Origin of the sequence: Stenotrophomonas sp. ZAC14D1_NAIMI4_1 (assembly GCF_003086775.1) — a bacterium.
Taxonomy (GTDB): Bacteria; Pseudomonadota; Gammaproteobacteria; order Xanthomonadales; family Xanthomonadaceae; genus Stenotrophomonas.
In genome coordinates, this window is the sequence record NZ_CP026001.1 from 2,092,928 (window position 1) to 2,118,738 (window position 25,811).

Below are 25,811 nucleotides of genomic sequence, written 5' to 3' on the forward strand. Positions count from 1 at the left end.
CCGGCATCTTCGCCATTACAGGTCGAACTTGATGCCCTGGGCCAGCGGCAGCGAATCCGAATAGTTGATGGTGTTGGTCTGGCGGCGCATGTAGACCTTCCATGCATCCGAACCGGATTCGCGACCACCGCCGGTGTCCTTCTCGCCACCGAAGGCGCCACCGATCTCCGCACCGGACGTGCCGATGTTGATGTTGGCGATGCCGCAGTCGCTGCCGGCAGCCGAGAGGAACTTCTCGGCGGTCTTCAGGTTCTGGGTGAAGATCGAGGACGACAGGCCCTGCGGCACGCCGTTCTGCATGTCGATGGCCTCATCGATGCTGTCGTACGGCATCACGTACAGGATCGGCGCGAAGGTTTCGTGCTGGACCACCGCGTCGCTGTTCTTCAGGCCCGACACGATGGCCGGCAGCACGAAGTTGCCGGCACGATCGATGCGGGTGCCACCGGTTTCGATGGTGCCGCCGGCAGCCTTGGCCTGGGCGATGGCATCGAGGAACTGCTGCACGGCGCCGTCACTGTTCAGCGGGCCCATCAGGTTGGCGGCATCGGTCGGGTCGCCGATCTTGCCTTCCACCTGCTTGTAGGCCTTGACCAGGGTGGCCAGCACGTCGGCGTAGATGGAGCGGTGCACGATCAGGCGGCGGGTGGTGGTGCAACGCTGGCCGGCGGTGCCGACGGCGCCGAACACGATGCCCGGCACGGCCAGCTTCAGGTCGGCGGTCTCGTCCAGGATGATGGCGTTGTTGCCACCCAGTTCCAGCAGGCAGCGGCCCAGGCGGCGGGCGACCTTCTCATTGACCGTGCGGCCGACCTGGGTCGAGCCGGTGAAGCTGATCAGCGGCACGCGACAGTCGTTCACCATCTTCTCCGACAGGGCGGTGCCGGCATCGTTGACCAGGAAGAAGATGTCCGGGAAACCGGCTTCGCGCAGTGCGTCATTGCAGATGCGCATGGAGGCGATGGCGGTCAGCGGGGTCTTGTTGGACGGCTTCCAGATGCAGATGTCACCGCAGATGGCGGCCAGGAAAGCATTCCAGCTCCACACCGCGACCGGGAAGTTGAAGGCCGAGATGATGCCGACCAGGCCCAGCGGGTGGTACTGCTCGTACATGCGGTGGCCGGGGCGCTCCGAATGCATGGTGTAGCCGTACAGCATGCGGCTCTGGCCCACGGCGAAATCGGCGATGTCGATCATCTCCTGCACTTCGCCGTCGCCTTCGGGCTTGCTCTTGCCCATTTCCAGGGCGACCAGCGAACCCAGGGCGTCCTTGTGCTTGCGCAGCGCTTCGCCGCACAGGCGCACGGCTTCACCGCGGCGCGGGGCCGGGGTGGTGCGCCAGGTCTTGTAGGCCTCCTGCGCACGGGTGATGACCGTCTCGTACTCGGCCTCGGTGGTGGCGCGGACCTGCGCGATCGGCTCGCCGGTGGTCGGGTTGACCGGGGTGATCAGCTCACCGCCGGTGGCGCTGGACCATTCCCCGTTGCCCAGGTAGGTGCCAGCGTTGATCGCGTCCAGACCAAGGGACTTGAGCAGCTCGGAAGACATGCAGACTCCTGTGTTTCGTTACGTAGTTGGTGCCGCCGCGGGCAGGTGGGGGACGCGGCGGACTGAGCCGGCGATGGTAGCAGAGGGATGTGGCCGGGCTTGGTGCAGTGCGGGGTGGGGACGCCAAAGGCTTGACGGGCCTGCGTCACGATTTCAGAACGGGCCTGGCGAGGCGAAACTGATAAAAATCAGTGCCCTATGTCTCGCTTGCTGTGCGGATTGCGTCAAATGATTGCCAGATGGCGGCTATCTTTTGTGACGGAGTTCGGACACAATCGGGACGAAGTCAATCAAACCGCAATCAAATGTGTGCACCGGCTGGGGAGATCGGTGCTGCTGGGGATCATGTCCGGATCCGCGGAATCGTCTGAGGAGATGTTTTGTGCTACATGGATCCGTAGAAGGCCTTTCCAGCCACCCCAGCCGGGCGCGCCGCCGCGTAGAGGCCCGCGCTGCACTTGAACTGGCATTGCGCCTGGGCGACCTTGCGGTCGTCCCGCTCACCGCCGTTCTCTCCCACGTGGTGTTCTATGGTTCGGCTGTGCCGGACCCGTCCCAACGTGTCGTATTCGGCGCGCTGCTGCTGAGTGCGATGGTCTGTTTCATGATCGCGCCCGTGTACCGCAACTGGCGCGCGCGCGGCCTGATCACCGATCTGTGGGTGCTGTTCCTGGCCTGGTCCGCGTCCTTCGCGCTGTTCTCGGTCTATGCGGTGCTTGTCGACATGGCCGGTTCAGTGCCTACGCGCTGGCTGCTCGGCTGGTTCGGTGCGGGGCTGATGCTGATGATCGGCACGCGCGTGGCGCTGCGGGTGCAGTTGCATCGACTGCGTTCGCGTGGCCTGGATCGCGAGCGCGTGCTGCTGGTCGGCCTGCGCTCGTCCGGGCTGAAACTGCACCGCCTGCTGCGCGGCAAGCCCGAGCTGGGCAAGGAAGTGATCGGCTACTTCTCCGCCAAGGGCGATCTGGCGGTCCGTCGCGGTGGCGACGCGCCCCGTTGCCTGGGTGCGCTGGGTGACCTGCCGCGTTACATGGACCAGCATCGCGGTGAATTCGATCAGTTGTGGGTGTCGATGACCCCGGGCGACGCCGGCGACATGAAGGCGATGCTGAAGCAGATCGAGCGCTTCCCGGTGCCGGTGCGGCTCATTCCCGACACCACCGGCTGGGGCACGCTGAATCCGGGCGTGCACCAGGTCGGCAACGTGCCGATGATCGGTGTGCGCCAGGGGCTGTCGGACCACAATTTCCGCCTGGCCAAGCGCGTTGAGGACATCCTTGTCGCCGGGCTGGCAGTGATTGCACTGGCGCCGGTGTTTGCGGTGCTGGCGATCGGTGTGAAGCTGAGCTCGCCTGGCCCGGTGCTGTTCCGCCAGCGCCGCCATGGCCTGGGCGGCAAGGAATTTTCGATGCTGAAGTTCCGCTCGATGCGGGTTCATGCGGAAGGTTCCTCGGACAAGATCACCCAGGCCACCCGCAACGATCCGCGTGTCACCCGCTTTGGTGCCTTCCTGCGCCGCAGCAGCCTGGATGAGCTGCCGCAGTTCTTCAATGTGCTGGGTGGCAGCATGTCGGTGGTGGGGCCGCGGCCGCACGCCGTGCAGCACAACAACCATTACGAGCGGCTGATCGACCGTTACATGCACCGCCACTACGTGAAGCCGGGCATCACCGGCTGGGCGCAGGTGCACGGGCTGCGAGGGGAGACCCCCGAGCTGCGCTCGATGAAGAAGCGCGTGCAGTACGACATTGATTACATCCGCCGCTGGAGTCCGACCCTGGATGTGCGCATCATTGTGATGACGGCCTTCAAGGTGCTGGGCCAGAAATCGGCATACTAGGCACTGAGGCTGTTGCCGGCGAGGCGCCGGCCGCGCCCGCGTGGAAGCGCCCGGTCTGCAGCAGCGGCCGGGCGCTGCGTTTCATGTACCGACGAACTGATGGAAGCCGTTGCCCGTGTTCAAGAATATTCTGGTTGTGTGTGTCGGCAACATCTGCCGTAGTCCGTCGGCTGAAGTGATGCTGCGTGAGGCAGTGCAGGGCAAGGGCATCACGGTGTCCTCGGCCGGCCTGGGGGCCCTGGTCAACCATGGCGTGGATGCGACCGCACAGGCGCTGTTGACCGAGCATGGCCTGGATGGCAGCAGCCATCGTGCGCGGCAGATCGACCGCAGCATCCTGGGGGCCTCGGATCTGGTGCTGGTGATGGAGCGCAAGCACGTCCATCGCATCATCGAGATCGCGCCGGAGGCGTCGGGCAAGACCTTCCTGCTGGGCAAGTGGCAGTCCGACCGCGAGATTCCCGATCCCTATCGCCAGCAAAGGGCGGCATTCGAACACGTCTACACGCTGATGGATGAGGGCGTGAAGAGCTGGGTCCGCTACCTTTGAGTGCCCGCGCCTGCTGAAGGCGCGCTGCAGGCAGAAAGCCGGGAGCCGTCAGGCCCCCGGCTTTTTTCATTCGCCGACGTTGCGCAGGTTGTCGTAGAAGAAGCGCTCGTCGCGGTCGCCGGTCATGCCGTACAGGCCGTACTTGCGGCCGAGCATGGCGCCACCGTCGCGGATCAGCGGGTTCCAGTTGAAGGCTGCACGGCCGCGCGTGGAGCGTGGCAGGAAGCCGTCGAGCGGAATGCTGAAGTAGATGCCCTTGTCGAAGCTGCCCTCGCCGAAGTCGCGTGCCGAGACATTGGTCTTGGTCGCATAGGCGCCCATGGTTACGCCGTTGTCGAACACGCGGGCCAGGTCCAAGGTGGCGCCCTTGTCGCCGGCCAGGTACTGGCCGACCGACAGCGAGCCGATGACGCGCTGCTGGGCGTCGAACGCATAGTAGAACGTGGCATGGCCGGTGGTGATGCGATAGTCGCGCAGGCCAAAGTGCTGGTCGTAGTCGCGCTGCTGCACCCGGTTGAGGTTGGCGCCCACCGCCCAGCGCTCGCCACTGGGGCGATACAGCAGTTCGCCGCCGACGCCGGCGTACATCCACTCCAGGTAACCGGCGTAGGCAATGCCATACAGGTCCGGCGCCAGTCGCCCGGCGATATTGGCCTGCAGGTTGGGCAGCATCACGTCGGAGGTGGTCAGGTACTGGCGGATGTCGGTGCGCACGCGCGGCAGGCGGCTGGGCGCGTTGTACTTGAACTTGTGGTAGTTGTTGGTGATATCGGCGCTGACGGTGCCGGTCAGCCAGATGTTGTCGCGCAGGAACAGGCTGCCCGTGTAGTTGGCTGCGACCTGATACAGGATGAAGCCATCGGGGCCGCCCAGGTTCTGCCGGTAGCCGACGTTGAAACCGCCGCCGAAGGGGCTGCGCTTGGGCTTGTACAGCGTCTCCCGCGCGCGCGCGTCGGGTGCCTGCAGTTCCGTGCTCCGGCGCAGGACGTCTTCGCTCACCGTGCCATCCAGGTAGCCGGCGAACGCTTCGCGGTTGATCGACAGATCGGCGATCGGCATGCCCACGCGGGTGGTGCGCAGGGTGAACCAGTCGTAGTCATCGCCGGTCGCATTGGCAAGGATGCGCGTGGCGCGGCCCAGGCCCTTGGCGGCATGCAGGTAGCGGCTCTGGTACCCGTCAATGTAAAGCTCGTCGCCGCGGCGCGAAATACGTTCGACACGGAAGCCGGCATTGCGCTGCAGTTCGGCAGTGACCGCTGCCCAGTCGGTGCTGGTGGCGGTTGCGGCACTGGCGCCGGAGGCGTCGCTGCTGGCGACGGCTGCGCGCTGCTCGGCGACGGCGGTCGCGGGCAGCAGTCGCTGCGGTGGCGGGTCGAACGGCTTCGGTGCTGCAGGCGTGTTGCCCGGGTTGCCGCGCAGGGTGAGCGAGAACATCGCCGCGTCACCGCGCTCCCAAGCGACGGTCAGCTCGACATTCCGGTTCGGGACATAGACCAGGCCCACGTTGATGGGCGTGCGCTGGCGCAGGTTGTTGTCGCGCGGCTCGCGGCGATAGTCGTTGCCGTCGTACTCGACCTTCAGCAGCAGATCGTCCATCGGCGTCTGGTAGGTGATGCCACCGAAAATGCCGACCGGACCCTTGAACATGTTGCTGAGGCCGAACTTGCCGGCTTCGGTCGTACTGCTGATGGCGCCGCGTCGCCGGTTCTTGAACCGGTCATCAATCAGGCCCAGCGGATTGGAGAAGTCTCCACGGTTGCCGATGTAGCCGGTGGCCAGGCCGATCGATGCGTCGATGGGGCCAAAATTCTTGTTGGCGACCAGGTACTCGCTCGAGAAGAAGCCGGTGCCGCCGAAGTCGCGCACGCCGAAGGCCACTTCCGGCAGCATGCGAGACTCTTCCCACAGCCGCAGCTTGAAGTCGATCGATTTGTCCTTGTAGTGCTGGTTGCCGGCGTAGCTGCGCCCGTAATACAGGTTGTTGACGTTGATGTAGCGGAAGGAGGCTTCCAGCCACGGGAACGGCTGCAATGTCAGGTTGTAGCGCGCGTACGGAGCGTTGTAGGACGCTGTGAAGCTCAGATCGCCATCGTCGGCCATCCGCGCGGTCGGTGTCTGCAGCAGGCCGATCCCACCCCACTCGTTGGCAGTGGGCGGCGGCGCTTCCTGGGCATGCAGTGCACAGGACAGCGACAGGGCGAGCGCGCTCAGCGCGAAACGGGCGGGGCGCGCCAGGCGCGCGCGCGTGCAGGGCTGGGTCATCACGGGCTGACAGGCTGGGTGGCGATGAACGCGGCGAAGTCGCTGTTGAACAGCGGATCGAGGCGCTTGAGGAGCGGGGCGCGCAGCGGCACGAACAGCGTGCCGCCGGCAGCAATGGCCTGCGGATCGGCGCGATTCCACAGGGCGATGCCCAGCTGCTGGACCCGCCCGTCGGGCTGGATCACGAAGATGTCATTGCGGTCGGCGAGGGCGCTGGGCCGGCAGTCACGCAGGTAGTCGCGTGCATCGCGCTGCGGGACGTGGGGCAGGACGCAGGCCTGCCCGACCGCGCCCATCACGGTGATCGTGCGCGGTTGCTGCGGGAAGCGCAGCGTATCGCCGTTGGCGAGCACCGGATTGTTCGCGGGCTGGACCTGGATCAGGCGCGCGGAACTGGCGATGGGCATGCGCCCGGTGGCCGGATGTGCGTCGAGCCACGCCTGCAGCGTCCGCGCCAAGGCCGAGAGCTGTGTGTCGCTGGCCTCTGCCAGCTGCCCGGCACCGTACTGCAGGCCGGCGCGAAGACGCACCTGGTCTTCCATGGCCTGCGGGCGCTCGAAGCTGGTGCCCAGCAGGTAGGCGTCAGCGCTTGGGCGGGCCAGCAGCAGGGCGTCGGCGAGGCGCGCGTTGGCCGGCAGCTCACGCGTGCCAGCCGCCTCGGCCGCGCCTTCGATGCGCACCTCGGTCGCCTGGACGGCGCTGGCTGCAAACAACGCGGCGATGATCGCCGGGCCGGAAAGTCGAAACGTCATGGCTCAGTCCTTGGCCGGGCGATAGGGTTTGAGCTGGGTCAGCTCCGCGACACGGCCGGGCGCCAGATGCTGGCGGCTCTTCCAGATGAAGCCGGTGGCCGGATCGGCCCAGTAGACGTTGCGGCCGTGCATGCCGCCCTGCAGTTGTTCGTCGTAACGCTGCAGGGTGCGGCGCGTGCCGAGGATGTTCACTTCCTCCAGTGCGCCACGGCTCAGGGTGCCGGTCACGGCCACGTCGACCTGGTACGCAGGAACCCAGTCATAGCGGCGCTGTACCTTCACCGGCGTGGTCACGCTGCGCAGGTCGTCGAACGGCGAGGGGCCGTCGATGCGCGCGCGCCACTGCTGCCCCAGCCCGCTGCCTCCCAGCAGCAGGCCGTGGCGGTCCAGCTCGAACACGGCGTGCGAGCCGGCGTACCACTGCTGGCGGCCACCATCGACGTAGCCCAGCACGGCGACGGCCACGATGTCAGGTGTGTCCACCTGCAGCTGCGGGAAGCGGTTGCTGGCCACGCCCTCGGCGGTGGCTTGGGCCGGGCGATGGGTGATCAGCCGGAAGGTTTCTGCCGTGGACCGGCTGCCGGTGGTGCAGCCGGTGAACAGCAGGGCGGCGACGACGGCGGGCAGCAGCGCGGCAAGCGCGCGGTGTGCCGGCCGCTGGCTGGCCGCGTCCATGCGCGCCATATCAGTTGTCCCTGACTTCGGTTCCGGTACGCGCTGCGTTGTACAGGATGCTGGTGAACGGCAGCAGCTGGTTCACGAAGCGGTTCCAGCGGCTGACGCCGGCGGCACCGACGAACACCACGTCGCCCGGCTGCAGGTGGAACTGGCTGCCGGCCGCGAACGCGGTGGGCGAGCGCGCCTCCAGCTGGTAGACCATCGACGGCTCCTGCAGCAGGTCGGTGCTGCCGCGGATGACGTACACGGCGTTGCCGTTGGCGGTCTGCTGCAGGAGGCCGCGTGCACGGCCCAGTGCCTGGTTCAGCGAGACATCGCCGGTGCGGAAGCTGTAGGCGCCCGGCAGGTTCACCTCGCCCACCACGAAGATCTCCTTGCGATCCAGGTAGGGCACGAAGATGGAGTCGCCATCCTTGAGGAAGAGCTGGCGGCCGCCGAACTGGCGGGCCAGGGATTCCAGGTTGATGGTGTAGGTGGTGCCGTCACGGCTGAGCTGGATGCCCGACAGGTCGGCTTGGGCACTGTTCAGTCCGGCTTGGCTGATGGCGTCGGCAAGGGTCAGTGGCGAGGTGCCCAGTGCGATGGGCGAGGACCGCTCGGCAGCACCGGTTACCCAGACGCGCTGGCTGCCGTAGGTCAGGACAGACACGTCCACCTGCGGTGATTCCACGTACTGGGCCAGGCGACGGCTGATCTCTTCGCGGATTTCCACCGGCGACTTGCCCGAGGCCTTGACCTTGCCGATATAGGGGTAGAACAACGTGCCATCGCTCTGCACCAGGCGACCGGCGAGGGCGCCTGCCTGCTGCGAGCCTGCCGGCACGGTCAGCTCCGGGTGATCCCAGACGGTGACATAGAGAATGTCGCCGATGCCGACCTTGTAGGGTTCCGGCTGGTAGTCGAACAGTGCGTTCGGCAGCGATTTCTGCGCCCGCGCGGCATTCTCCTGGGCGATCAGTTTCGGAGTGATGGTGACGATTTCCAGCTGCCCGTCACCGCTGTGGCGGTCAATGGCAACGTCGCCACGGCGCAGGTGCTGGCCCGGTGCAAGCGCGCAGCCGGACAGTGCCAGTGCGGTCAGTGCAGCGGCAAGAAGACGATGGGTGGTGTTGTTCATGAGAATGGGATTCTGGCAGGCATAAAAAACCCCCGCCGGGTCGCGCCCGGCGAGGGCCTGTGTGGTACGCAGTGCGCCGATCAGCCGCCGGTGCCGCCCGTACCACCCGTGCCACCGGTACCGCCGGTGCCACCCGTGCCGCCGGTGCCGGGGCCGCCCGGGCCCGGGCCACCCGGATCGGTGCCGCCGCCGCCATCGTTGCTGCCGCTGGTGCTGTCGCCACCAATGCTGTAAGCCACGGCAGCCGCAGCAACAGCAATCACGGTGGTACCAACCACTGCAGCAGTCGAGACGCCCGCAGCTTCTGCGCCGGCGACTTCAGCGGCGGCTGCTTCCGAGGAGGTTTCTGCGCCGGTGGTAGCCTGCGCTTCCTGCGCGAAACTCATCATCGGGGAGGCGGAAAAGGCCGCCAGTGCCACAACTGCGATCGTCTTCTTGAACATGGGGAGGCCTGCTCCGTCAGGGAAAATTCCACCTGTATGTTCGGTGGATGAACCTTGGCTGTCAAGGTTTAGGGTACGCCATCTCATTGATGGCGTTTGATTGGCGACGAATAACTGCGCAGGTCGTCACGTTCCAGCGCCCGCTCGCGCCCGGACAGCGCCTTCGCCGTGGCCTTCACCATGTCATGCGTATGCAGGTCAGCCATCAGTATCGGCACGGTCACGCCAGCGACAATGGCCAGCAACGCAACGTGGATGCGCGCGGCGACCATGCCCGCCGGCACCCGAATGCCACGCAGCACGCAGGCGGATGCGGTCATGCCCAGGCCGAGTCCGACGATGATCTCTGACAGCGAATGCGCGCCCAGCGGCACCCTGGACCAGGCGATCGCCACGGCGAGTGCAGCACCCGCGATGGCCCACGCCCAGGGGCGCGGGCTGCGACCGCTTGCGAGCAGCCAGAACACCACTGGATAGAGGGAGCTGGACATCGCGGCATGGCCGGAAATGCCGGTGAAATCCAGCGACTCCACGCCCAGCCCCCAGCCCATGAAGGCGATCTTGCTGGCCAGCGTGGCGCTGGCCACCACGGTGATGGCCACTGCCCAGCGCCACAGCAGGCGGCGATGCGTGGACGGTACGAACAGTGCCAGGACGAAGGCAAGGGGAAGCAGGGTGCGACTGTCGCCGATGGCGGACAGGCTCTCCCAGAGGATCATCATGTGGCGGCGGTGCGGGAACGGGGTGGGGCGGACAGGATAGCGGCGTTGGCTGTTGCGGCGGCTGCCCGTGGCTTGGTCCATTCAGCAAGAAGCGGTATCCTTGCGTGCTGCCAATGGCCCCGTAGCTCAGCTGGATAGAGCGTCCCCCTCCTAAGGGGAAGGTCGCCCGTTCGAATCGGGCCGGGGTCACCAAAATCAAAAAGTTAGGAATGTGGCAGCGTCGGTGAGCGCCACCGTATAGCGCATTTTCGCCTATGAATGGCACAGTTGGCACAGATTGACCATTCGGTGCTCTCGAGTTGCACGGCCTTGATTTTGGCTTTAGGGCCAAGCGGCAGGGCGCCACTTTGGAATGTGGGTGGGATGATCGCGGGTTTGCATTTCGAACCTGACCACTGCTAGGGGCGGGCGTGTACAGAATAGCGTGATACTGTTGAATCTCTCGACTAGTGATGGGGACCTATGCCGTTTTCATTCGGAGTTGCTTGCTTCAGCTTTGGCTACGTGCGGCAGGTGCCCTATTCGTTCACGGCTGATGATTACCGTACGGCCGTTGAGGCACTGCTTTCTTCGCTGCCGTCCGTCACTGATATTGTTATTGATGTTGGCGAGCTGGGGCGGTCTCCTCTAATTAGTGAGAAGCCGGTTCACATGCAGGATGGCGACGGCCTGCCTTATTTCGATGATGCACGCATCTCTTTCTCAGTCTACATTCCGCGAAGAGTTCAGGAAGATCTGACTAGTCGCGTCGGGCTTCAAAGAAGGGTGGTCGCTGAAAATTTCCATGTTCATATAAGAACGGAGTATGACGGTCCAGTCGCATTCGTAGAATGTGTAGGGAGTGGCCGCGAGGACGATCCGTCGATGGCCGTTTTCCTGGTTCGAGAGTACTTGAAAAAGCATCTTGGCGGGAATGAGGGGCCTGCTCATTTCGACTATATGGGCCCCTCGCCATTTCACGCTGACTTTTATTTGAGCCATGGTGCGCCGAGCGCGGATTCTAACTTTAAACTCACGCATACTCCGCGAAAAGGGTATGACAAGTATCAGTTCGAAGTTGACAGTCAGGGTGTGGACTACGTTGACCTTTTGGGATTATACGGAGAAATAGCTGGGGAGCTATCGCTGTACTACTTCCTGATGCGCCGGCGGCGAGATCTGTTGAGCTCTGCATCCAATTATGAGCACCGATGGGCCACTGTTCGGAAATGCGTGGACTCCGCCCGATTTTCAAATGTACTGGAAGCCACTTCCAGGCACAGAGAAGTGCGTTCTCTCATTTCAGATGGCTACGCCCTCCAAGCGGAGCTCGCTGTCGTCATTTCTGAGATGAAGTTGATGGTTGCTCGCGAATATGAGGACGGCACGCCATCTTATTTTGAGAAGGTGGTGCGAAAAGTGGTTGAGCAATTTCCGCAATTTTCTGTTGATCCCATTCTCCGTTGGGCGGAGCATGTTGATGGCGCCTCATATAAGCGGCTTGAGATATTGGCTGTAATTGCTGCATCTGTAATCGGCGGCTTGATCGGTGCCTTGATAACGTCCGCAATAAAATAAAGGATTTTCTGTTTGGCGTTTGTTTAGGGGCTGCTTGTGGTACGGATCACGGGTGGGCCGGAAGCGGCCGCCCAGTGGCAGCGGCAGCAGGGCAATGCAGGTTGATACGTTTGGGACCTATGTTCGCGCGGAGCTGGAGCACTGGGGCGGGGGGTCTGTGCTGCATCGGGGCTGCGACTACCTAGGACGCCAGTCGAAGAACGTGCCATGTGCTGATCGAGCATAAGGGGGGGCATGTCGGGTCGGGCGCGTGCGTACAAACCGGTCGAGTCGGATAGTCGCGCCCAGTTGATCGAGGACATAGTTGCCAGCATCGCCGGCGACAGTGTGGCCATGACATGTGCGCTACGCGCTTGCCATTGCGGTATGGGGCGCAGAAAGGTGGAGCGCTACGAGACAGCCATCTGATGATGGCGAACTGTAGTCACCGTCCGGTATCGAGCCACCAGCACCTCGGTCTTGGGGGCCTCGCCTTTTAGCGTGTTCATGGGCGTCTGGAAGGTCGAGCCATTGCTGCGTAAACTTGAAGAAATTTTAATGCGGGGCAGGGGATGGCAGCACACGTCGAGCACGAGTTCACTGGTAAGTTCGTCCTAGAGGAGGAACACCTTCGCAAATTGGATCAGATGATAAGGCAGAAATGCCCCGCCGAAGGCAGGTACAACATCTCGGTGAAAAGAACGGACTCCGCGGCCTACACAACTCATAATATTGATGATCTGTGCGCCGAGGAGAATGGGCCATCTGCAACTATTTCTGCGATAGCATTTTTGGTTGATTCGGAAGAGCTGACTGTAAAGTTGGTATTCGTGAAAGACAAAGAAGCTAATCTCGAAGTAATTGGTGAGGAACGTGGGGAAGTATTTCTTATTGCGGGGGACTTGCGTTCGTACATCGATGCTGAAGTTATGAGGTGGCGTGGGCTGTCTCGAGGAGGGCTTCTGAAACTCCTGGCGCCCGCAATGATGTTCATGATGCTTGGTGTTGCCTTCGGTTTCACGTTCTTTAATCAAGCATCTTCGGCAGATATAGAGGAGGCCCTGGCGAGTCGCGATCTTCTAACAAAAATTGACTTTTTGATTGCGCAGCGGCCGGAGGTTCGCCTCGCTTCCTTCTCGTGGGCCATAGCGATTCCGTTGGTTCTGATGGCCCTCTTGACGTTCGATTTGCACGTCAAGGTCGTGAAGTATTTGTTCCCTTTGGATGATTTTTTCATTGGGAAGAAGAAGAATTTGCTACAGAAAAAAGCGGCTTTGCGTCAAAACTTGTTCTGGGTCGTCCTCGTGACCACAGTCATATCTGTAGCGGTCGCTTGGGCGTTTCAGCAGAGGAGCTGACGCTTGACCGGTGTGGATCTGCGACGGCCGCGCGTACGCTCCCGGGCATGCTCCCGCCCTTCAGCTAGCAGGGCTTCCGCGACGCACCTATCCCGTTGGGGTGGGTGCAGTAGGGCGAGCGCTGGTTGTTTTGGCACAACGGCCGAGAGACGGCCAGCGTTGTGCATGATGGCGAGCCGGGGCTGCGAATCTGGATGCAGGGCTAGGAGAAGTGGCGGGTGAAGCAGACGCGGGTGGCCAGCGTTCGCCAAGGCAGGCGATAGCCTGGCTGACCGATAGCAGGCCGATCATGCCGGCGGAACCGCTTCCGGCACTTTCTCCGACGCGCGAGCAACAGCAGCAAGCCGAACGCGTGGACGGGGCGGTGGCGCCCGCCCGGGTGATGGCGGGATTGGAACTCGTCCGGCCTCCGGCGGTAACCAGGCTCAGGAACAAGGATCCAAGGAAGGGACGGCTCCGTCCAAGTTGGATGCAGTGCGTCCGCGTCTGATGGGTTTGCCTCCAGAAAACTCGCGCATGCCCGCTTGCGACGAAGGGTCTAAGGCCGCCGGGTTCCAGAAATAAATTCAATGTAAGTCATTGATTTTTCGTTGGACGTATGCGGACTTTTAAGTTGCCTGACGAATCTCAAGCTATGTCGGTCGCGGCAATTGCGGCGCTTCCAGTGGGAAGGCCGCCCCCTCGATCTTGACCAGTCCTGGCGTCAAGTTTCGGTCTTGAAAAATTGTCTGGGTTTTTCCCCAGTAGAGCGACAACAGGCTTTCCGTTGTCGTATGGATCGGGGTCAGCTGCGCAGTGCCTGGCGCGGTATACACAAAGATCCAATCGCCAGAGTCGAGGATAGTGTTGCCTAACCAGAAGAAGTGATCGCGTAGCGGTAAATTGGCGCCGTTTAGTTGTGGCTTAAGCGCAACGATTAGAGCGTAGGACGCGAGATTTACTCCTGAGTTTGCGCGCAGAACAACTCGCTCCAAGTTCGGGACGCCTGCATCAAACACGCCGATCATGCTGAGGTCATCGAATCCGCTCATTTGTCTTTCCCTTTCAGATTCGGAATAAGCCATCCGCCAATAATTAGCGCGGCGGCAATCACCACGCATACGATCGCGAGCTTCTCCGAACCGTTTTTGTAACCGTCCACAGCGACGCCAACCAAGATCGTCGCGCCTGTCATACCCAAGCTGGAAAGCGCATGATTACTTTTCATGCCGCGCAGCTCGGATCGAAGGCGCGCATTATCTTCGCGAACCTCAGAAAGCTCGCCCGACAGCTTGTCGTTTGCCGTCTGTGCGCGCGCGCCAGACTGCTTAGCCGCGCGCAGCTGATCCTGGAAGCTTATCAACGCCCCCTGCACAAACTGCGCGGATACATCGCCACCCAGAGCTCTTGGTCGGCTCTCAACAATCCCGTTCACCGCGTTAAGGAGGCCAGCCAGAGGCTCTGCTTCGATACTGGCCATGACCTCAGGGCCGGCCGTCTGACCCCCGCCCGGGCTTTGAGGGCTAGGGACGTCGATTTCTTTTGGTAACGTCATCAGTCCTGCCTCGGGCGGCTCAACCAAATCCTATCCTACAAGTCAGGTTCGTGAATGGAAATAAGGTCGTCCGTCTAGGCGGCCGGACGCGCCGATTTGGCACAGTTTTGGCGCAGTCCGTTCCTATGCGTTGCTGCATATAGGCCAGTCCCCCTCCTAAGGGCAAGGTCGCCCGTTCGAATCGGGCCGGGGTCACCACGCTTCCGGCGTGGCTGACGCACATCGCGCCGTCCGTCCCCGCATTCATCCGCATCCCATTGCCGGAAATGCGCATCACCCTGCAGAACGGGAACCCTGTTTGCGCTTACGGTGACCCTGCAGCACAGGTTGGCCGTCTTTTCCACGGCAGTAGCCTGCCCGCATTCCCGTCGGCCGGAGTATCCCGTGGACCTGTTGCTCGCCATTGGTGAGGTAGCGCTGGTGTTCGCCTGCCTGCTCGGCCTGGTGCATGTCGCCGACCGGGTCTGGCGCCGCCGGAAGCGCTGAAGGCGGCAGGGCGGGGCTGTCTTCCGGCGGAAATGAATTCGCGCTATCGTCCGAAATTCGTGATGAACATCACACTTGGGGTGTGCCCATGCAAGCACGTCGTTTTCGGTATGCGTACAGGAAAGTCCGCGAGTGGCATGTAGGGGCGGTGCGGGCCGGTTGGCTGGCCCTGCGCTACGGCTTGACCGGTGACACCGGGCGCTTCAATTCGCACGGGGGCTGGCGGGTCAGCCGTCTGCGGGTGGACCGCGAGCGCGACGAAGCCAGCTGAGCGCTCACGTCGCGGCTGCGCTGCATGCACGTGCATTGCACGAGCGCTGCAGCAGGGTGGATGCACATTCCCCACTCTGGATGCGTGCAATGAATACCCCAGGCACTCCCAAGCCCAGTTTTCGCCAGCGGCACGGTCTGTGGATCGTGGCGGGGGTCGCGGCGGTCATCGCCCTGATCCTGGTCACCCAGTACTGGTAACGCTTGGCCGGCCTTTGTAGAGTCGGGCATGCTCGACCCTGCAGGGCCCGATTCCAGCGGAGCGCATGATGCCTTTGCCCGATGTGCTTGCTACGGTGGCCGGTGAGCTGATCCTGGTGCCGGTCACCCTGTTGCCGATCATCAATCCGCTCAGTACGGCGTCGATCTTCGTGTCGACCGTGGGCGGCCGGCGGCAGGTGGCAAAGCGCCTGGCCCGGCAGATTGCCTTCAACAGTTTCATCGTGATCGTGGTGGCGATGCTGGTCGGCACTTACGTGCTGTCGCTGTTCGGCATCTCGCTGCCAGTGGTGCGCATCGGTGGCGGCCTGCTGGTGGCGGCCGCGGGGTGGCGCATGCTGGGCGCGCGCGTGGACGATCCGCCCAGCGCGGCGGAAGAGCAGGCCTCGGCGATGGCCGACCACGAGCTGCAGCGCAAGAGCTTCTTTCCTCTCACGTTCCCGCTCACCACCGGGCCGGGCACGATTGCCGCCTGCATCACCTTGGGCACCCATGTCGAATCAGTGACGCCGCTGCACCTGCTGTCCGGCGTGGTTGTTGCCGTGGGCGGGGCACTGCTGGTGGTGTCGGTGATCTACCTGATCCTGCGCAATTCGATCGTGCTGGTTGCCCGGCTGGGGCCGACCGGTGCGGTGGTCATGCAGCAGCTGGTAGCGTTCGTGCTGCTGTGCATCGGCATCCAGCTGATGTGGACCGGCTGGGTGGACCTGAACCAGCAGACCTTCGGGGGATGATCCCGGGCCATGCGTGGTCGCCCAGTAGATCCACGCCATGCGTGGATGCTTCAGCTCTGTTGCAGCAACTCCACCAGCTGGCGCAGCCGATAAGGCTTGGGCAGGAACTCCACCTGGTCGGGCAGCGGCGGCAGCTGCGAGCGTGCATAGCCGGACGACAGGATCATCCGCGCGTGCGGCTGGTCGCGCGCCACGTGTTCGCTCAGCTCGATGCCAGACATGCCGTTGGGCATGCTGACGTCGCTGAACACCACGTCGAAGCGCTCCCCGCCCTGCATCAGGGCGACGGCTTCGTGGCCGTCGGACGTGGTTGCCACATCGATGCCGAAATCGCGCAGCGCCAGGCCGATCATCTCGCGCAGATCGGACTGGTCCTCCACCATCAATACGCGGAGCGTGTCATCAGTCATGGGCAGGGTCCTCCATTGCGGGTAGCAGCAGGCTGACCGTGGTGCCGACACCGGGCGTGGTGGACACATCAACGAAGCCGCCGCTCTGGGTAGTAAAACCGAACACCTGGCTCAGGCCCAGACCGCTGCCCTTGCCGATGTCCTTGGTCGTAAAGAAGGGCTCGGTGGCCCGTTCAGCGATGTCCGGGGCCATGCCATGGCCCTCGTCGCAGACGCTTAGTGTCACATATCGACGCTGCAGCGCGGTGTCCGCGTCCGGATCCAGGCGGTGCTCCAGCGCGGTGGCCACCAGTACGCGGCCACCGTCCAGGGTGGCGTCAGCGGCGTTGGCCACCAGGTTGGCAAGCGCGGTCTGCAGCTGCAGCGGGTCGGTGCTGAGCAGGGGCAGGCCCGGGGCCAGCTCGGCTTCCACGGTTACGCCGGGTGGGCAGGCGCTGCGCAGGCCGGGCAGCCATTGGCTGATCTGCTGGCTGATGTCCAGCGGCTCGCGGATCAGGGTCTGGCCGGTGCTGAAGGCCAGCAGCTGCCGCGTCAGCAGCGAGCCACGGTCGGTCGCGGCCTGTGCGGTGGCCAGCAGCTCGGCGGCGCGGGCATCGCTGCCAAGCCGCAGCGACAGCAGGTCCAGTGCGTTGCCAACCGTGGTCAGCAGGTTGTTGAACTCGTGGGAGAGGCCGCGGCTGAGCCGGCCCACGGTCTCGAACTGCTGGGTCTGGCGCAGGGCCCGCTGGGCATCGCGCAGCAGGCGCTGGGCCTGCCAGTGCTCGGTGATGTCGCGGGTAATCTTGACGAAGCCCAGCAGCTCGCCGTTCTCGCGCACCGCTTCAATGACGATGCTGGCCCTGAATGATGAGCCGTCGCGGCGCACCCGCCAGCCCTCGCTGGCCACGTGGCCGTTCTGTGCAGCCAGGTGCAGCAGCCGCTGCGGTTCGCCGGCATCGCGTTCATCGGCCAGGTAGAAGCGGCTGAAGTGGGTGCCGATGACTTCGTCGGCACGGTAGCCCTTGATCCGTTCGGCGCCCGGGTTCCAGCTGCAGACGATGCCCTGGGGGTCAAGCAGGTACAGGGCATGGTCACGAACGCTGTCGATCAGCAATCGCAGTTGGCGGGACGTGTCCGTCAGCACGGAAGGCGTAGAAGCAAGAGCGTCCACGTAGAAATCAGTTATACCCCTGTAAGGGATGCGACCGTAGGCAGGCGAGCGTGAAGGATTTGTGCACACGGTGCGTGTGCCATTGGTCGTATGCGGCTGAATGCGACAGGGAGTAACATCATCGACCTTTCGTGCTCTGGAACCGACCCGCATGCGTCCTGGTGCAACAACGCGTGACCGCTGGATCTGGATGGCTGCCGCCGTGCTGCTGGCTGCGACCATCGGAATGGAGCTGGTGGTTCCGCTGGGCTATGCGGTGTGGCTGCTGTACTTCATGGCTATTGGCGTCACCGTGTTCCAGCGCAGTGCGCGGGTACCGTTCGTGGTGGCGGTGATCGCCTGTGGCCTGTTGGCCATCGGCTACAACGTCGCCCCGGCCAGCACCAACTCGTCGTTCTCTTTCGTCAACCGCACCATTGGCGGCGTCGGTTTCCTGATGATCGCGCTGATCGTCTCGCGCGCCATTACCGCGCGGCGCGAGGCCATGCGGGCGCTGTGGCTGCAGGAAGCGGAAAACGCCGTGTCGATGAGCCTGCGCGGCGACCTGGGCCCGGAGCAGATTGCCGATGCGGCGATGACCAGCCTGGCCGGCCAGCTGCAGGCCGACGTGGGCGTGATGTATCGCATCGAGGGTGGCCGGCTGCAGTTGACCGGCGGCGTCTCCCTGCCCAGCGGGCTGCCTTCCTCGGTCACGCTGCAGGAAGGCCTGCTTGGCCAGACCACACGCGACCAGCAGATCCGCCACGTGCAGGGCGACGACCAGCATGCGTTGCAGCTGCAATCCAGCCTGGGCCAGGTAACGGTGCGCGAGCGCATCCTGGCGCCGATCAGCAGCGACGGCACAGTGGTGGGCGTGGTCGAGCTGGGCCGTTCGCAGGCAGCGGGCCAGCGCACCCTGGATGCGGAGCTGCTGGAACGTTGTGCCGAGACGCTCGGCATGGCATTGCGCGCCTCGTTGCTGCGCGCGCAGCTGGTCGTGCTGCTGGAAGAATCGCAGCGGCAGGGCGAGGAACTGCAGGCGCAGCAGGAAGAGCTGCGCGTGGCCAATGAGGAGCTGGAAGAGCAGAGCCGCAGCCTGATGCAGTCGCAGGGCCACCTGGAGCAGCAGCAGGCCGAACTGGAACAGAGCAACGTGCAGCTGGAAGAGCGCACCCACGAGCTGGAGGCGCAGAAGCAGGCGCTGCTGGTGGCGCAGGGCCAGTTGGTACGCAACAGCAACGAGCTGGCCGCGACCTCGCGCTACAAGTCCGAGTTCCTGGCCAACATGTCGCACGAGCTGCGCACGCCGCTGAACAGCTCGCTGATCCTGGCCAAGCTGCTGGCCGACAACAAGGACGGCACGCTGACCGAGGAACAGGTCAAGTACGCCCGCGCAATCCTGTCGTCCAACAACGACCTGCTGGCGCTGATCAACGACATCCTCGACCTGTCGCGTATCGAAGCCGGCCATGTCGAACTGGCCGATGAAGTGGTGGTGGTCGACAGCGTGCTGCAGCGCCTGCGCGAGACGTTCGAGCCGATGGCCCGGCAGAAGGGACTGGCCCTGCAGATCGAGGCCGATGCGCTGGCGCCCACGCAGCTGGTGGCCGACAACCAGCGCATGCAGCAGATCCTGAAGAACCTGCTGGCCAACGCGCTGAAGTTCACCGAACACGGCAAGGTCAGCCTGCACGTACGTGCCGCCGGCAATGGACGCATCCGCTTTGAAGTCTGCGATTCGGGTATCGGCATCGCCCGTGACCAGCTGCAGGTGATCTTCGAAGCATTCCGCCAGGCCGACGGCAGCACCCGCCGCCGCTACGGTGGCACCGGGCTGGGCCTGTCGATCTCGCGCGACCTGGCCGTCCGCATGGGGGGCGACATCCAGGTGGACAGCGAGCCGGGGCGCGGCAGCTGCTTCATCCTGGAACTGCCGCTGCAGGGCGCACCGGCCAGCGAAGTGCCGGCAGAGCCGGGCGAGAGGGCGCCGGTGCCGATGGCGTCGGTGCAGAACGTGGCCGCTGCCGCGCCTCTGGCCATGGCCGCCGCGCCGGCGATGACCAGTGCCAGCAGCAGCGTCGCCGATGATCGCGGCCGTCGCCAGCGCGCCGGGCGCCTGATCCTGGCGGTGGAAGACGATGCCAGCTTCGCCGAGGCGCTGGTGTCGCTGGCGCACGAACTTGATTTCGACTGCGTGGTGGCAACGACGGCGGAAGAGGCGTTGACGCTGGCCAGCGAACTGCGCCCGAACGGCATCCTGCTGGATATCGGCCTGCCGGACGTATCCGGGCTGAGCGTGCTTGAACGCCTCAAGCGCAACCCGGAAACCCGGCATATTCCGGTGCATGTGGTATCGGCCATGGACCGCAGCCAGGTCGCGCGCGAGCTCGGCGCGATTGGTTATGCGGTGAAGCCGGCGACCCGCGAGCGGCTGGCCGCAGCCATCGAGCAGCTGGAACAGACCAGCCAGCGCGATGTGCGCCGCCTGCTGATCGTCGAGGATGACAGCGACCTGCGCCGCAACCTGGAGCTGCTGCTGGGCCGCGACCAGCTGCAGATCGTCGCGGTAGGTACCCTGGCCGCCGCAGTGGAGCAGCTGAGCACGGTCACGTTCGACTGCATGGTGATGGACCTGTCGCTGCCCGATGGCAGCGGCTACGACCTGCTGGAACACATGGCCGGCAACGATGATGTCGGCTTCCCGCCGGTGATCGTCTACACCGGCCGCGCGCTCAGCCGTGAGGAAGAGCAGCGCCTGCGCCGCTATTCCAAGAGCATCATCATCAAGGGCGCGCGCTCGCCCGAACGCCTGCTGGACGAGGTGACGCTGTTCCTGCACAGCGTCGAGGCCAGCCTGCCGAGCGACCAGCAGCGCCTGCTGCGCGAGGCCCGCCGCCGCGACACCGTGCTCGATGGCCGCACCGTGCTGTTGGCCGAGGACGACGTGCGCAACATCTTCGCCCTGTCCAGCGTGCTCGAACCGCTGGGCGTGACGCTGGAGATCGCGCGCAACGGGCAGGAGGCGGTCGACCGCCTTGCCCAGCGCGAGGTCGATCTGGTGCTGATGGACATCATGATGCCGGAGAAGGATGGCCTGACCGCCATGCGCGAGATCCGGGCACAGCGCCACCTGCAGGACCTGCCGATCATCGCGCTGACCGCCAAGGCCATGCCCGATGACCGCGAGCGCTGCCTGCAGGCCGGTGCCAACGATTACATCGCCAAGCCCATCGACGTGGACAAGCTGGTGTCGCTGTGCCGGGTCTGGTGCTCGCGCCAATGAACGAACAGGCGCTGTTCGACCTGGAGCTGAAGGTCCTGCTGGAGGCGCTTTACCAGCGCTACCACTACGATTTCCGCAGCTATGCGGTGTCTTCGCTGCGGCGGCGCATCCGCCAGGCGATGCAGCGCTATGACTGCGAGCGCCTGGTCGACCTGCAGTACCGCTTGCTGCACGAGCCGGATCTGTTCGCCCAGGCGATGCAGTTCTTCACCGTGCAGGTTTCGGAGATGTTCCGCGATCCGGCCTACTTCAAGCAGCTGCGCGAGCAGGTGGTGCCGGTGCTGCGCACCTACCCGTCGGTAAAGCTGTGGGTGGCCGGTTGCAGTACCGGTGAAGAGGTCTGGTCGCTGGCCATCCTGCTGCACGAGGAAGGACTGCTGGAGCGCAGCATCGTCTACGCCACCGACATCAATCCGGCGGCGCTGGCCACGGCCGAAGCCGGCGCCTACAGCATCGACCGCCTGGCGCAGTTCAGCCGCAACTACCTGGCTGCCGGTGGCACCGGCTCGCTGTCGGACTATTACGCGACCGCCTACGATGGTGCGGTGTTCGACCGCCAGCTGCGCCGCAACGTGGTATTTGCCGACCACAGCCTGGCCACCGACACGGTGTTCTCCGAAGTGCACCTGGTGTCCTGCCGCAACGTCTTGATCTATTTCAACCGCGACCTGCAGGACCGCGCGGTGGGCCTGTTCCGAGAGGCGCTGGTGCATCGCGGCTTCCTCGGCCTGGGCAGCAAGGAGTCGCTGCAGTTCGGCCGCCACCATGATGCGTTCGAAGCCTGCTCGCGCGAGCACCGGCTGTACCGGAAGGTGGTGTGATGACCGCCCCGCGCCCGCACCTGCTGGTGGTCGGTGCCTCTGCCGGCGGCGTGGCGGCACTGCAGGCGCTGCTGGGCGCGTTGCCGGCCGGCCTGCCGATACCGGTGCTGGTGGTGCTGCACCTGCCGCGCGACCGCAGCAGCCGCATCGCCGAGGTGCTGGCGCCGTACTGCGCGCTGGACGTGCGCGAAGCGGAGGACAAGCAGCCGTTGCAGGCTGCGACGGTGACCTTCGCCGCACCTGACTACCATCTGCTGGTGGAGGACGCGCAGACCATTGCACTGTCGATGGATGAGCCGGTGCTGTTTTCGCGCCCGGCCATCGATCCGCTGTTTGAATCCGCCGCGGCCATTTTCGGGCCGCAGCTGCTGGCGGTGCTGCTGACCGGCGCCAGCAGCGATGGCAGTGAAGGCGTGGCCGCGGTGCGATCCGCCGGTGGCCGCGCCTGGCTGCAATGCCCCGAGGAGGCTGAAGCATCGATGATGCCGGCCTCCGCCCTGCAGCACGCCGGCGCTGACGCCGTGCTGCCTCTTGAATTGATGTGCCGTCGCTTGAAGGAGTTGTTTGCATGAACCTGCTGCCACCGGACCCTGCGCAGTCGCAGACCCCGGTCAACCTGCTGATCGTCGATGACGTGCCGCAGAACCTGGTGGCCATGCAGGCGCTGCTGCGCCGCGAGGGCGTCAACCTGCTGCTGGCGGGTTCGGGCGCGCAGGCGCTGGAACTGCTGCTGGAACACGAGGTGGCGCTGGCGCTGCTGGACGTGCACATGCCGGAGATCGACGGCTTCACCCTTGCCGAGCTGATGCGTGGCTCGCAGCGGAGCCGCGATGTGCCGATCATCTTCCTGACTGCTTCGCCGGATGACCCGGTGCGCGCGTTCAAGGGCTACGAAAGCGGTGCGGTTGATTTCCTGCACAAGCCGGTGGCGCCGCAGGTGATCCTGAGCAAGGTCAATGTCTTCATCGAGCTCTACCAGCAGCGCCAGCTGCTGAAGTCGCGCAACGACGCGCTGGAGCGCGCATTGAAGTTGAACGAGACGATGGCGGCGGTGCTGACCCACGACCTGCGCACGCCGCTGTCGGCCATCCTGTTGTGCGCCGACAAGCTGTCGCTGGAGCTTCCGCCGGGCAACACCAGCGCGCAGCAGACCCTGCAGCACCTGGAGGCCAGCACCGTGCGCATGGCGCGCATGGTCGAGCAGCTGCTGGATTTCTCGCGCATCCGCAGTGGCGGCCTGCGCCTGGAAGCCAGTGCCTGCGACATGGAGGAACTGGCCCGTGCCGTGATCGCCGAGGCCGGCAGCGCGCACGGCAGCGATCGCATCGCCTTCGATGCAAGCGGTGATGCCACGCTGCACGGCGACATGGATCGCCTTGGGCAGGTGGTGGCCAACCTGGTGGGCAACGCCATCACCCATGGTGGCAAGGACGTGGTGCGCGTTGCCGTCGATGGCAGCGATACGCGCGTAGTGACGCTGCGCGTGCGTAATGCCGGGCATATCGAGGAAGCGCTGCTGCCGCGCTTGTTCGAGCCGTTCAAGGCCAGCTTCCACCAGAGCAAGGGCCTCGGCCTTGGCCTGTACATCGTCGACCAGTTCGTTGCTGCTCATGGCGGACGCCTGAGTGCGCGCAACGAGCAGGACCAGGTGGTGTTCGAAGCGGTGCTGCCACGCCGCGCCGATACCCGCATTGGCCGTTAACTGAATTCTTCAGGCAGCGCCGGAGCGAACTGAGACGGGCTCGTCCGTAGCTGCTACCGTGGCGACTCACGTTGCCAAGGATGCTTCATGCCACTACGCGCCATTGCCTACGTCAGCCAGGCCCGGCCGGACCTTTCCGCCGAACGCCTGCAGACGTTGGTGAACGATGCCACCCGGTTCAACCGGATGGCCGGGGTGACGGGCGTGTTGCTGCACGATGGACAGCGTTTCCTGCAGTACATCGAAGGCCCGCCCGATGGCATCGACTCGGTGTACGAGCGCATCCTGCAGGCCGGCAGCCATGTGGACATCGTCGAACTGGCACGCGGGCGACTGGGCCAGCGCCAGTTCCCGTACTGGTCGATGCGTGCGTTGCCGGTCGATGCGTTGAAGCTGCGCCAACTGGCCACCAGTGACTGGTCCGGGTTCTCGCGCACCGTGGAGGGCGATCCTGCGGTGCCGACCGCGGTGGATCTGTTGAGCGCCATCGTGCAACCGGTGCTCAGCACCGGGTAGCGTCGAGCTTCACTTCGCTGTCACCCGTAGCGGGTTCCCATCGGGCTTCCTGGGGAAGGGAGCACGTCATGAAGCGGATGAAATGGCAGGGCAGGGCGGCGCTGGCCATGGTGCTGGCGGCAGCAACGGTGCCGGCGTGGGCCTGCACGCGCGCGGTCTATCTGGGCGACAACGGCGATGTGATCACCGCCCGGTCGATGGACTGGAAGGTGGACGTGGCCACCAACCTCTATGTCCTGCCACGTGGCATCGCGCGCACCGGCCAGGCCGGGCCGAAATCGGCGAAATGGACCGCGCGCTACGGCAGTGTGGTCGCTACCGGCTACGACGTGTCCACCACCGACGGCATGAACGAGAAGGGCCTGGTCGCCAACCTGCTGTGGCTGGTCGAATCGGAGTACCCGCAGCAGCGCGGCAACAAGCCGGGGCTGGCCATCTCGCTGTGGGCGCAGTACGTGCTGGACAACTTCGGCAGCGTGGCCGAGGCGGTGGCTGCGCTGGAGCGCGAGCCGTTCGCCATCGTCACCGACAAGGTGCCGGGCGAGGACCGCCAGGCCACCCTGCATCTGTCGCTGTCCGATGCGAGCGGCGACAGTGCCATCGTCGAATACATCGGTGGCCGCCAGGTCATCCACCATGACCGCCGCTACCAGGTCATGACCAACTCGCCGATCTTCGACCAGCAGCTGGCGCTCAATGCGTACTGGAAGGAGATCGGCGGTACGGTGATGCTGCCGGGCACCAATCGCTCGGCAGATCGCTTCGCGCGCGCGTCGTTCTACATCAACGCCATTCCCAAGGCCGAAGACCCGGTGGAGGCGCTGGCCAGTGTGTTCAGTGTGATCCGCAACGTGTCGGTTCCCTTCGGCATCACCACGCCGGATCAGCCGAACATCTCGTCCACCCGCTGGCGCACGGTGGCCGACCACAAGCGCCGCCTGTATTTCTTCGAATCGGCGCTGACGCCCAATACGTTCTGGGTGGATCTGAACAAGGTCGATTTCGGCGGCCAGGTCCTCAAGCTCGACCTCGGCCCGGACCAGCGCAACACCTTCGCCGGTGATGCGCTGTCCCGGTTCGTGCCGAGCAAGCCGTTTGACTTCCTCGGTACGGGAGGTTAGTTGGACGCCTGGCTGGAGGCCGGGTAAACCGCCTGGATCGTGCAGCTCTGGCGGGTGTACTGCGGAAGGGGCGCCAACTCATCCCGGCGCAGGTCGCCCTGCACGAACTCGGCGGCGACGATGCGGTCACCGGGGTTGCCACAGATCAGTCCATTCTGCATGCCGGAGGTGAAGCTCACTTCCGGCGTGCGGTCGAGCTGGCGGCAGTGGCTGCCAAGGTCGACGCGGTAGTACCGGTTGCCGCCGTTGCGGCGGGGATTGGTTTCGACCAGAAGGCCCTGCTGATCGGACGACCAGGAGCGCACGTTGCGGATGGCGAAGCAGTAGGACGGAGAACCGGCGAAACCGCGCCGGACTTCCTTGCGTTCGCTGATGGTCAGTGCGGGCAGGGTGGCGGTGAGCAGGCGGTCGCTCTCGCGGGCAACGCTGGCATAGTCACGATCCTCTACCGGAGTGACCGCGCTGACGGCGCAGCTGCGGCCGTCGACCACCACGCGCTCGCTGGGGCGACCGCAGGCCCAGCCTGCAGGTGCGTCCAGCTTCAGTGTCGTGGCAGAGCGGACCCCCGGGCAATCTTCACTGAAGTCGATGCGATAGGCCTGGCCGGAGGCCGCGCGCAACGCGATGGAGCGGGGGGAGGCCTGCTCGACTTCCTGGACGCCAACGGCATCCATGCAGTGCGGAGCGGGTGGCACGCGTTCCTGGGCCTGGGCCGAGGCTGCAAACGCCAGGCCGAGAGTCGTGGCGAGCACTGCGGGTGCGTATGAATGGGTCATGTCC

At 64.6% G+C, this 25,811-nt stretch carries 24 protein-coding genes and 1 tRNA gene; 13 read left to right on the top strand and 12 right to left on the bottom strand.

The genetic code is table 11. The features are described 5' to 3' along the window. Positions 1–15: 15 nt before the first annotated feature. On the bottom strand, positions 16–1,548 hold the full coding sequence (locus C1927_RS09790) for an aldehyde dehydrogenase family protein (protein WP_108746564.1): 1,533 nt from the start codon (positions 1,546–1,548) through the stop codon (positions 16–18). A gap of 382 nt (positions 1,549–1,930) precedes the next feature. Here C1927_RS09790 and C1927_RS09795 point away from each other — a divergent pair, with 382 nt between their 5' ends. Together C1927_RS09795 and C1927_RS09800 are read left to right on the top strand one after the other, a co-directional pair. After that, complete coding sequence (locus tag C1927_RS09795) at positions 1,931–3,388, top strand: undecaprenyl-phosphate glucose phosphotransferase (RefSeq protein ID WP_108746565.1); 1,458 nt, start codon at positions 1,931–1,933, stop codon at positions 3,386–3,388. Positions 3,389–3,503: 115 nt separating this feature from the next. Further along, positions 3,504–3,938, top strand: coding sequence for a low molecular weight protein-tyrosine-phosphatase (locus C1927_RS09800; protein ID WP_079225201.1), 435 nt, complete (start codon positions 3,504–3,506; stop codon positions 3,936–3,938). 66 nt (positions 3,939–4,004) lie between these two features. On the opposite strand, the gene C1927_RS09805 is transcribed toward C1927_RS09800, so the two are convergent. The 6 genes from C1927_RS09805 to C1927_RS09830 form a co-directional block, all read right to left on the bottom strand. Further along, positions 4,005–6,200, bottom strand: coding sequence for a YjbH domain-containing protein (locus C1927_RS09805; RefSeq protein ID WP_108746566.1), 2,196 nt, complete (start codon positions 6,198–6,200; stop codon positions 4,005–4,007). Further along, the gene (locus C1927_RS09810; RefSeq protein WP_108746567.1) at positions 6,200–6,952 is read right to left on the bottom strand and encodes a capsule biosynthesis GfcC family protein; all 753 of its coding nucleotides are present in this window, start codon (positions 6,950–6,952) and stop codon (positions 6,200–6,202) included. The genes C1927_RS09805 and C1927_RS09810 overlap by 1 nt, the downstream gene beginning before the upstream one ends. A gap of 3 nt (positions 6,953–6,955) precedes the next feature. Next, complete coding sequence (locus tag C1927_RS09815) at positions 6,956–7,627, bottom strand: YjbF family lipoprotein (RefSeq protein WP_254051573.1); 672 nt, start codon at positions 7,625–7,627, stop codon at positions 6,956–6,958. A 10-nt stretch (positions 7,628–7,637) separates the two neighbouring features. Continuing rightward, on the bottom strand, positions 7,638–8,747 hold the full coding sequence (locus C1927_RS09820; RefSeq protein ID WP_079221677.1) for a polysaccharide biosynthesis/export family protein: 1,110 nt from the start codon (positions 8,745–8,747) through the stop codon (positions 7,638–7,640). 80 nt (positions 8,748–8,827) lie between these two features. Then, positions 8,828–9,190, bottom strand: coding sequence for a hypothetical protein (locus C1927_RS09825; RefSeq protein WP_079221678.1), 363 nt, complete (start codon positions 9,188–9,190; stop codon positions 8,828–8,830). Between the two features lie 83 nt (positions 9,191–9,273). Continuing rightward, positions 9,274–9,993, bottom strand: coding sequence for a phosphatase PAP2 family protein (locus C1927_RS09830; protein WP_254051574.1), 720 nt, complete (start codon positions 9,991–9,993; stop codon positions 9,274–9,276). A gap of 34 nt (positions 9,994–10,027) precedes the next feature. Between C1927_RS09830 and C1927_RS09835 the strand changes: the two genes are divergently transcribed. The 3 genes from C1927_RS09835 (at position 10,028) to C1927_RS09850 (ending at position 12,806) form a co-directional block, all read left to right on the top strand. After that, positions 10,028–10,104, top strand: a tRNA-Arg gene (locus tag C1927_RS09835). 321 nt (positions 10,105–10,425) lie between these two features. Further along, positions 10,426–11,469 carry a hypothetical protein gene (locus tag C1927_RS21395; RefSeq protein WP_159096643.1) on the top strand — a complete coding sequence of 348 codons (1,044 nt, stop codon included), beginning with the start codon at positions 10,426–10,428 and terminating at the stop codon, positions 11,467–11,469. A 551-nt stretch (positions 11,470–12,020) separates the two neighbouring features. Further along, the gene (locus C1927_RS09850) at positions 12,021–12,806 is read left to right on the top strand and encodes a hypothetical protein (protein ID WP_108746570.1); all 786 of its coding nucleotides are present in this window, start codon (positions 12,021–12,023) and stop codon (positions 12,804–12,806) included. Positions 12,807–13,438: 632 nt separating this feature from the next. Here the strand turns inward: C1927_RS09850 and C1927_RS21400 are convergent. Both C1927_RS21400 and C1927_RS21405 read right to left on the bottom strand, forming a co-directional pair. Next, on the bottom strand, positions 13,439–13,837 hold the full coding sequence (locus C1927_RS21400; protein ID WP_159095339.1) for a hypothetical protein: 399 nt from the start codon (positions 13,835–13,837) through the stop codon (positions 13,439–13,441). Continuing rightward, positions 13,834–14,265 carry a hypothetical protein gene (locus C1927_RS21405; protein ID WP_159095340.1) on the bottom strand — a complete coding sequence of 144 codons (432 nt, stop codon included), beginning with the start codon at positions 14,263–14,265 and terminating at the stop codon, positions 13,834–13,836. The genes C1927_RS21400 and C1927_RS21405 overlap by 4 nt, the downstream gene beginning before the upstream one ends. Positions 14,266–14,914: 649 nt before the next feature. On the opposite strand from C1927_RS21405, the gene C1927_RS21595 reads away from it, so the two are divergent. Both C1927_RS21595 and C1927_RS09870 read left to right on the top strand, forming a co-directional pair. Continuing rightward, entirely contained in the window at positions 14,915–15,097 is a 183-nt protein-coding gene (locus C1927_RS21595; RefSeq protein ID WP_079221686.1) for a hypothetical protein, read from the top strand. Positions 15,098–15,365: 268 nt separating this feature from the next. Further along, positions 15,366–16,049: a MarC family protein gene (locus C1927_RS09870; protein ID WP_079225204.1), complete on the top strand. Its 684-nt coding sequence runs from the start codon at positions 15,366–15,368 to the stop codon at positions 16,047–16,049. Between the two features lie 50 nt (positions 16,050–16,099). Here the strand turns inward: C1927_RS09870 and C1927_RS09875 are convergent, their stop codons facing one another. Next, positions 16,100–16,459 carry a response regulator gene (locus tag C1927_RS09875; RefSeq protein ID WP_108746572.1) on the bottom strand — a complete coding sequence of 120 codons (360 nt, stop codon included), beginning with the start codon at positions 16,457–16,459 and terminating at the stop codon, positions 16,100–16,102. After that, positions 16,452–17,582, bottom strand: coding sequence for a PAS domain-containing sensor histidine kinase (locus C1927_RS09880; RefSeq protein WP_108746573.1), 1,131 nt, complete (start codon positions 17,580–17,582; stop codon positions 16,452–16,454). Before C1927_RS09880 ends, C1927_RS09875 begins: the two co-directional genes overlap by 8 nt. Before the next feature lie 178 nt (positions 17,583–17,760). Here C1927_RS09880 and C1927_RS09885 point away from each other — a divergent pair, with 178 nt between their 5' ends. The 6 genes from C1927_RS09885 to C1927_RS09910 all read left to right on the top strand — a co-directional run bounded on the left by C1927_RS09885 (position 17,761) and on the right by C1927_RS09910 (position 25,031). After that, the gene (locus C1927_RS09885; RefSeq protein ID WP_108746574.1) at positions 17,761–20,871 is read left to right on the top strand and encodes a response regulator; all 3,111 of its coding nucleotides are present in this window, start codon (positions 17,761–17,763) and stop codon (positions 20,869–20,871) included. After that, complete coding sequence (locus tag C1927_RS09890) at positions 20,868–21,692, top strand: CheR family methyltransferase (RefSeq protein WP_079221690.1); 825 nt, start codon at positions 20,868–20,870, stop codon at positions 21,690–21,692. Before C1927_RS09885 ends, C1927_RS09890 begins: the two co-directional genes overlap by 4 nt. Continuing rightward, a complete protein-coding gene (locus C1927_RS09895) occupies positions 21,692–22,264 on the top strand; it encodes a chemotaxis protein CheB (protein ID WP_108746575.1) in 573 nt (190 codons plus the stop codon). Before C1927_RS09890 ends, C1927_RS09895 begins: the two co-directional genes overlap by 1 nt. After that, complete coding sequence (locus tag C1927_RS09900; RefSeq protein ID WP_108746576.1) at positions 22,261–23,394, top strand: hybrid sensor histidine kinase/response regulator; 1,134 nt, start codon at positions 22,261–22,263, stop codon at positions 23,392–23,394. Before C1927_RS09895 ends, C1927_RS09900 begins: the two co-directional genes overlap by 4 nt. Before the next feature lie 87 nt (positions 23,395–23,481). Then, entirely contained in the window at positions 23,482–23,910 is a 429-nt protein-coding gene (locus tag C1927_RS09905; RefSeq protein WP_079221693.1) for a BLUF domain-containing protein, read from the top strand. Positions 23,911–23,978: 68 nt separating this feature from the next. Next, a complete protein-coding gene (locus tag C1927_RS09910) occupies positions 23,979–25,031 on the top strand; it encodes a linear amide C-N hydrolase (RefSeq protein ID WP_079221694.1) in 1,053 nt (350 codons plus the stop codon). On the opposite strand, the gene C1927_RS09915 is transcribed toward C1927_RS09910, so the two are convergent. After that, positions 25,028–25,807, bottom strand: coding sequence for a DUF6491 family protein (locus C1927_RS09915; protein WP_108747818.1), 780 nt, complete (start codon positions 25,805–25,807; stop codon positions 25,028–25,030). The genes C1927_RS09910 and C1927_RS09915 overlap by 4 nt on opposite strands. Positions 25,808–25,811: the final 4 nt, after the last annotated feature.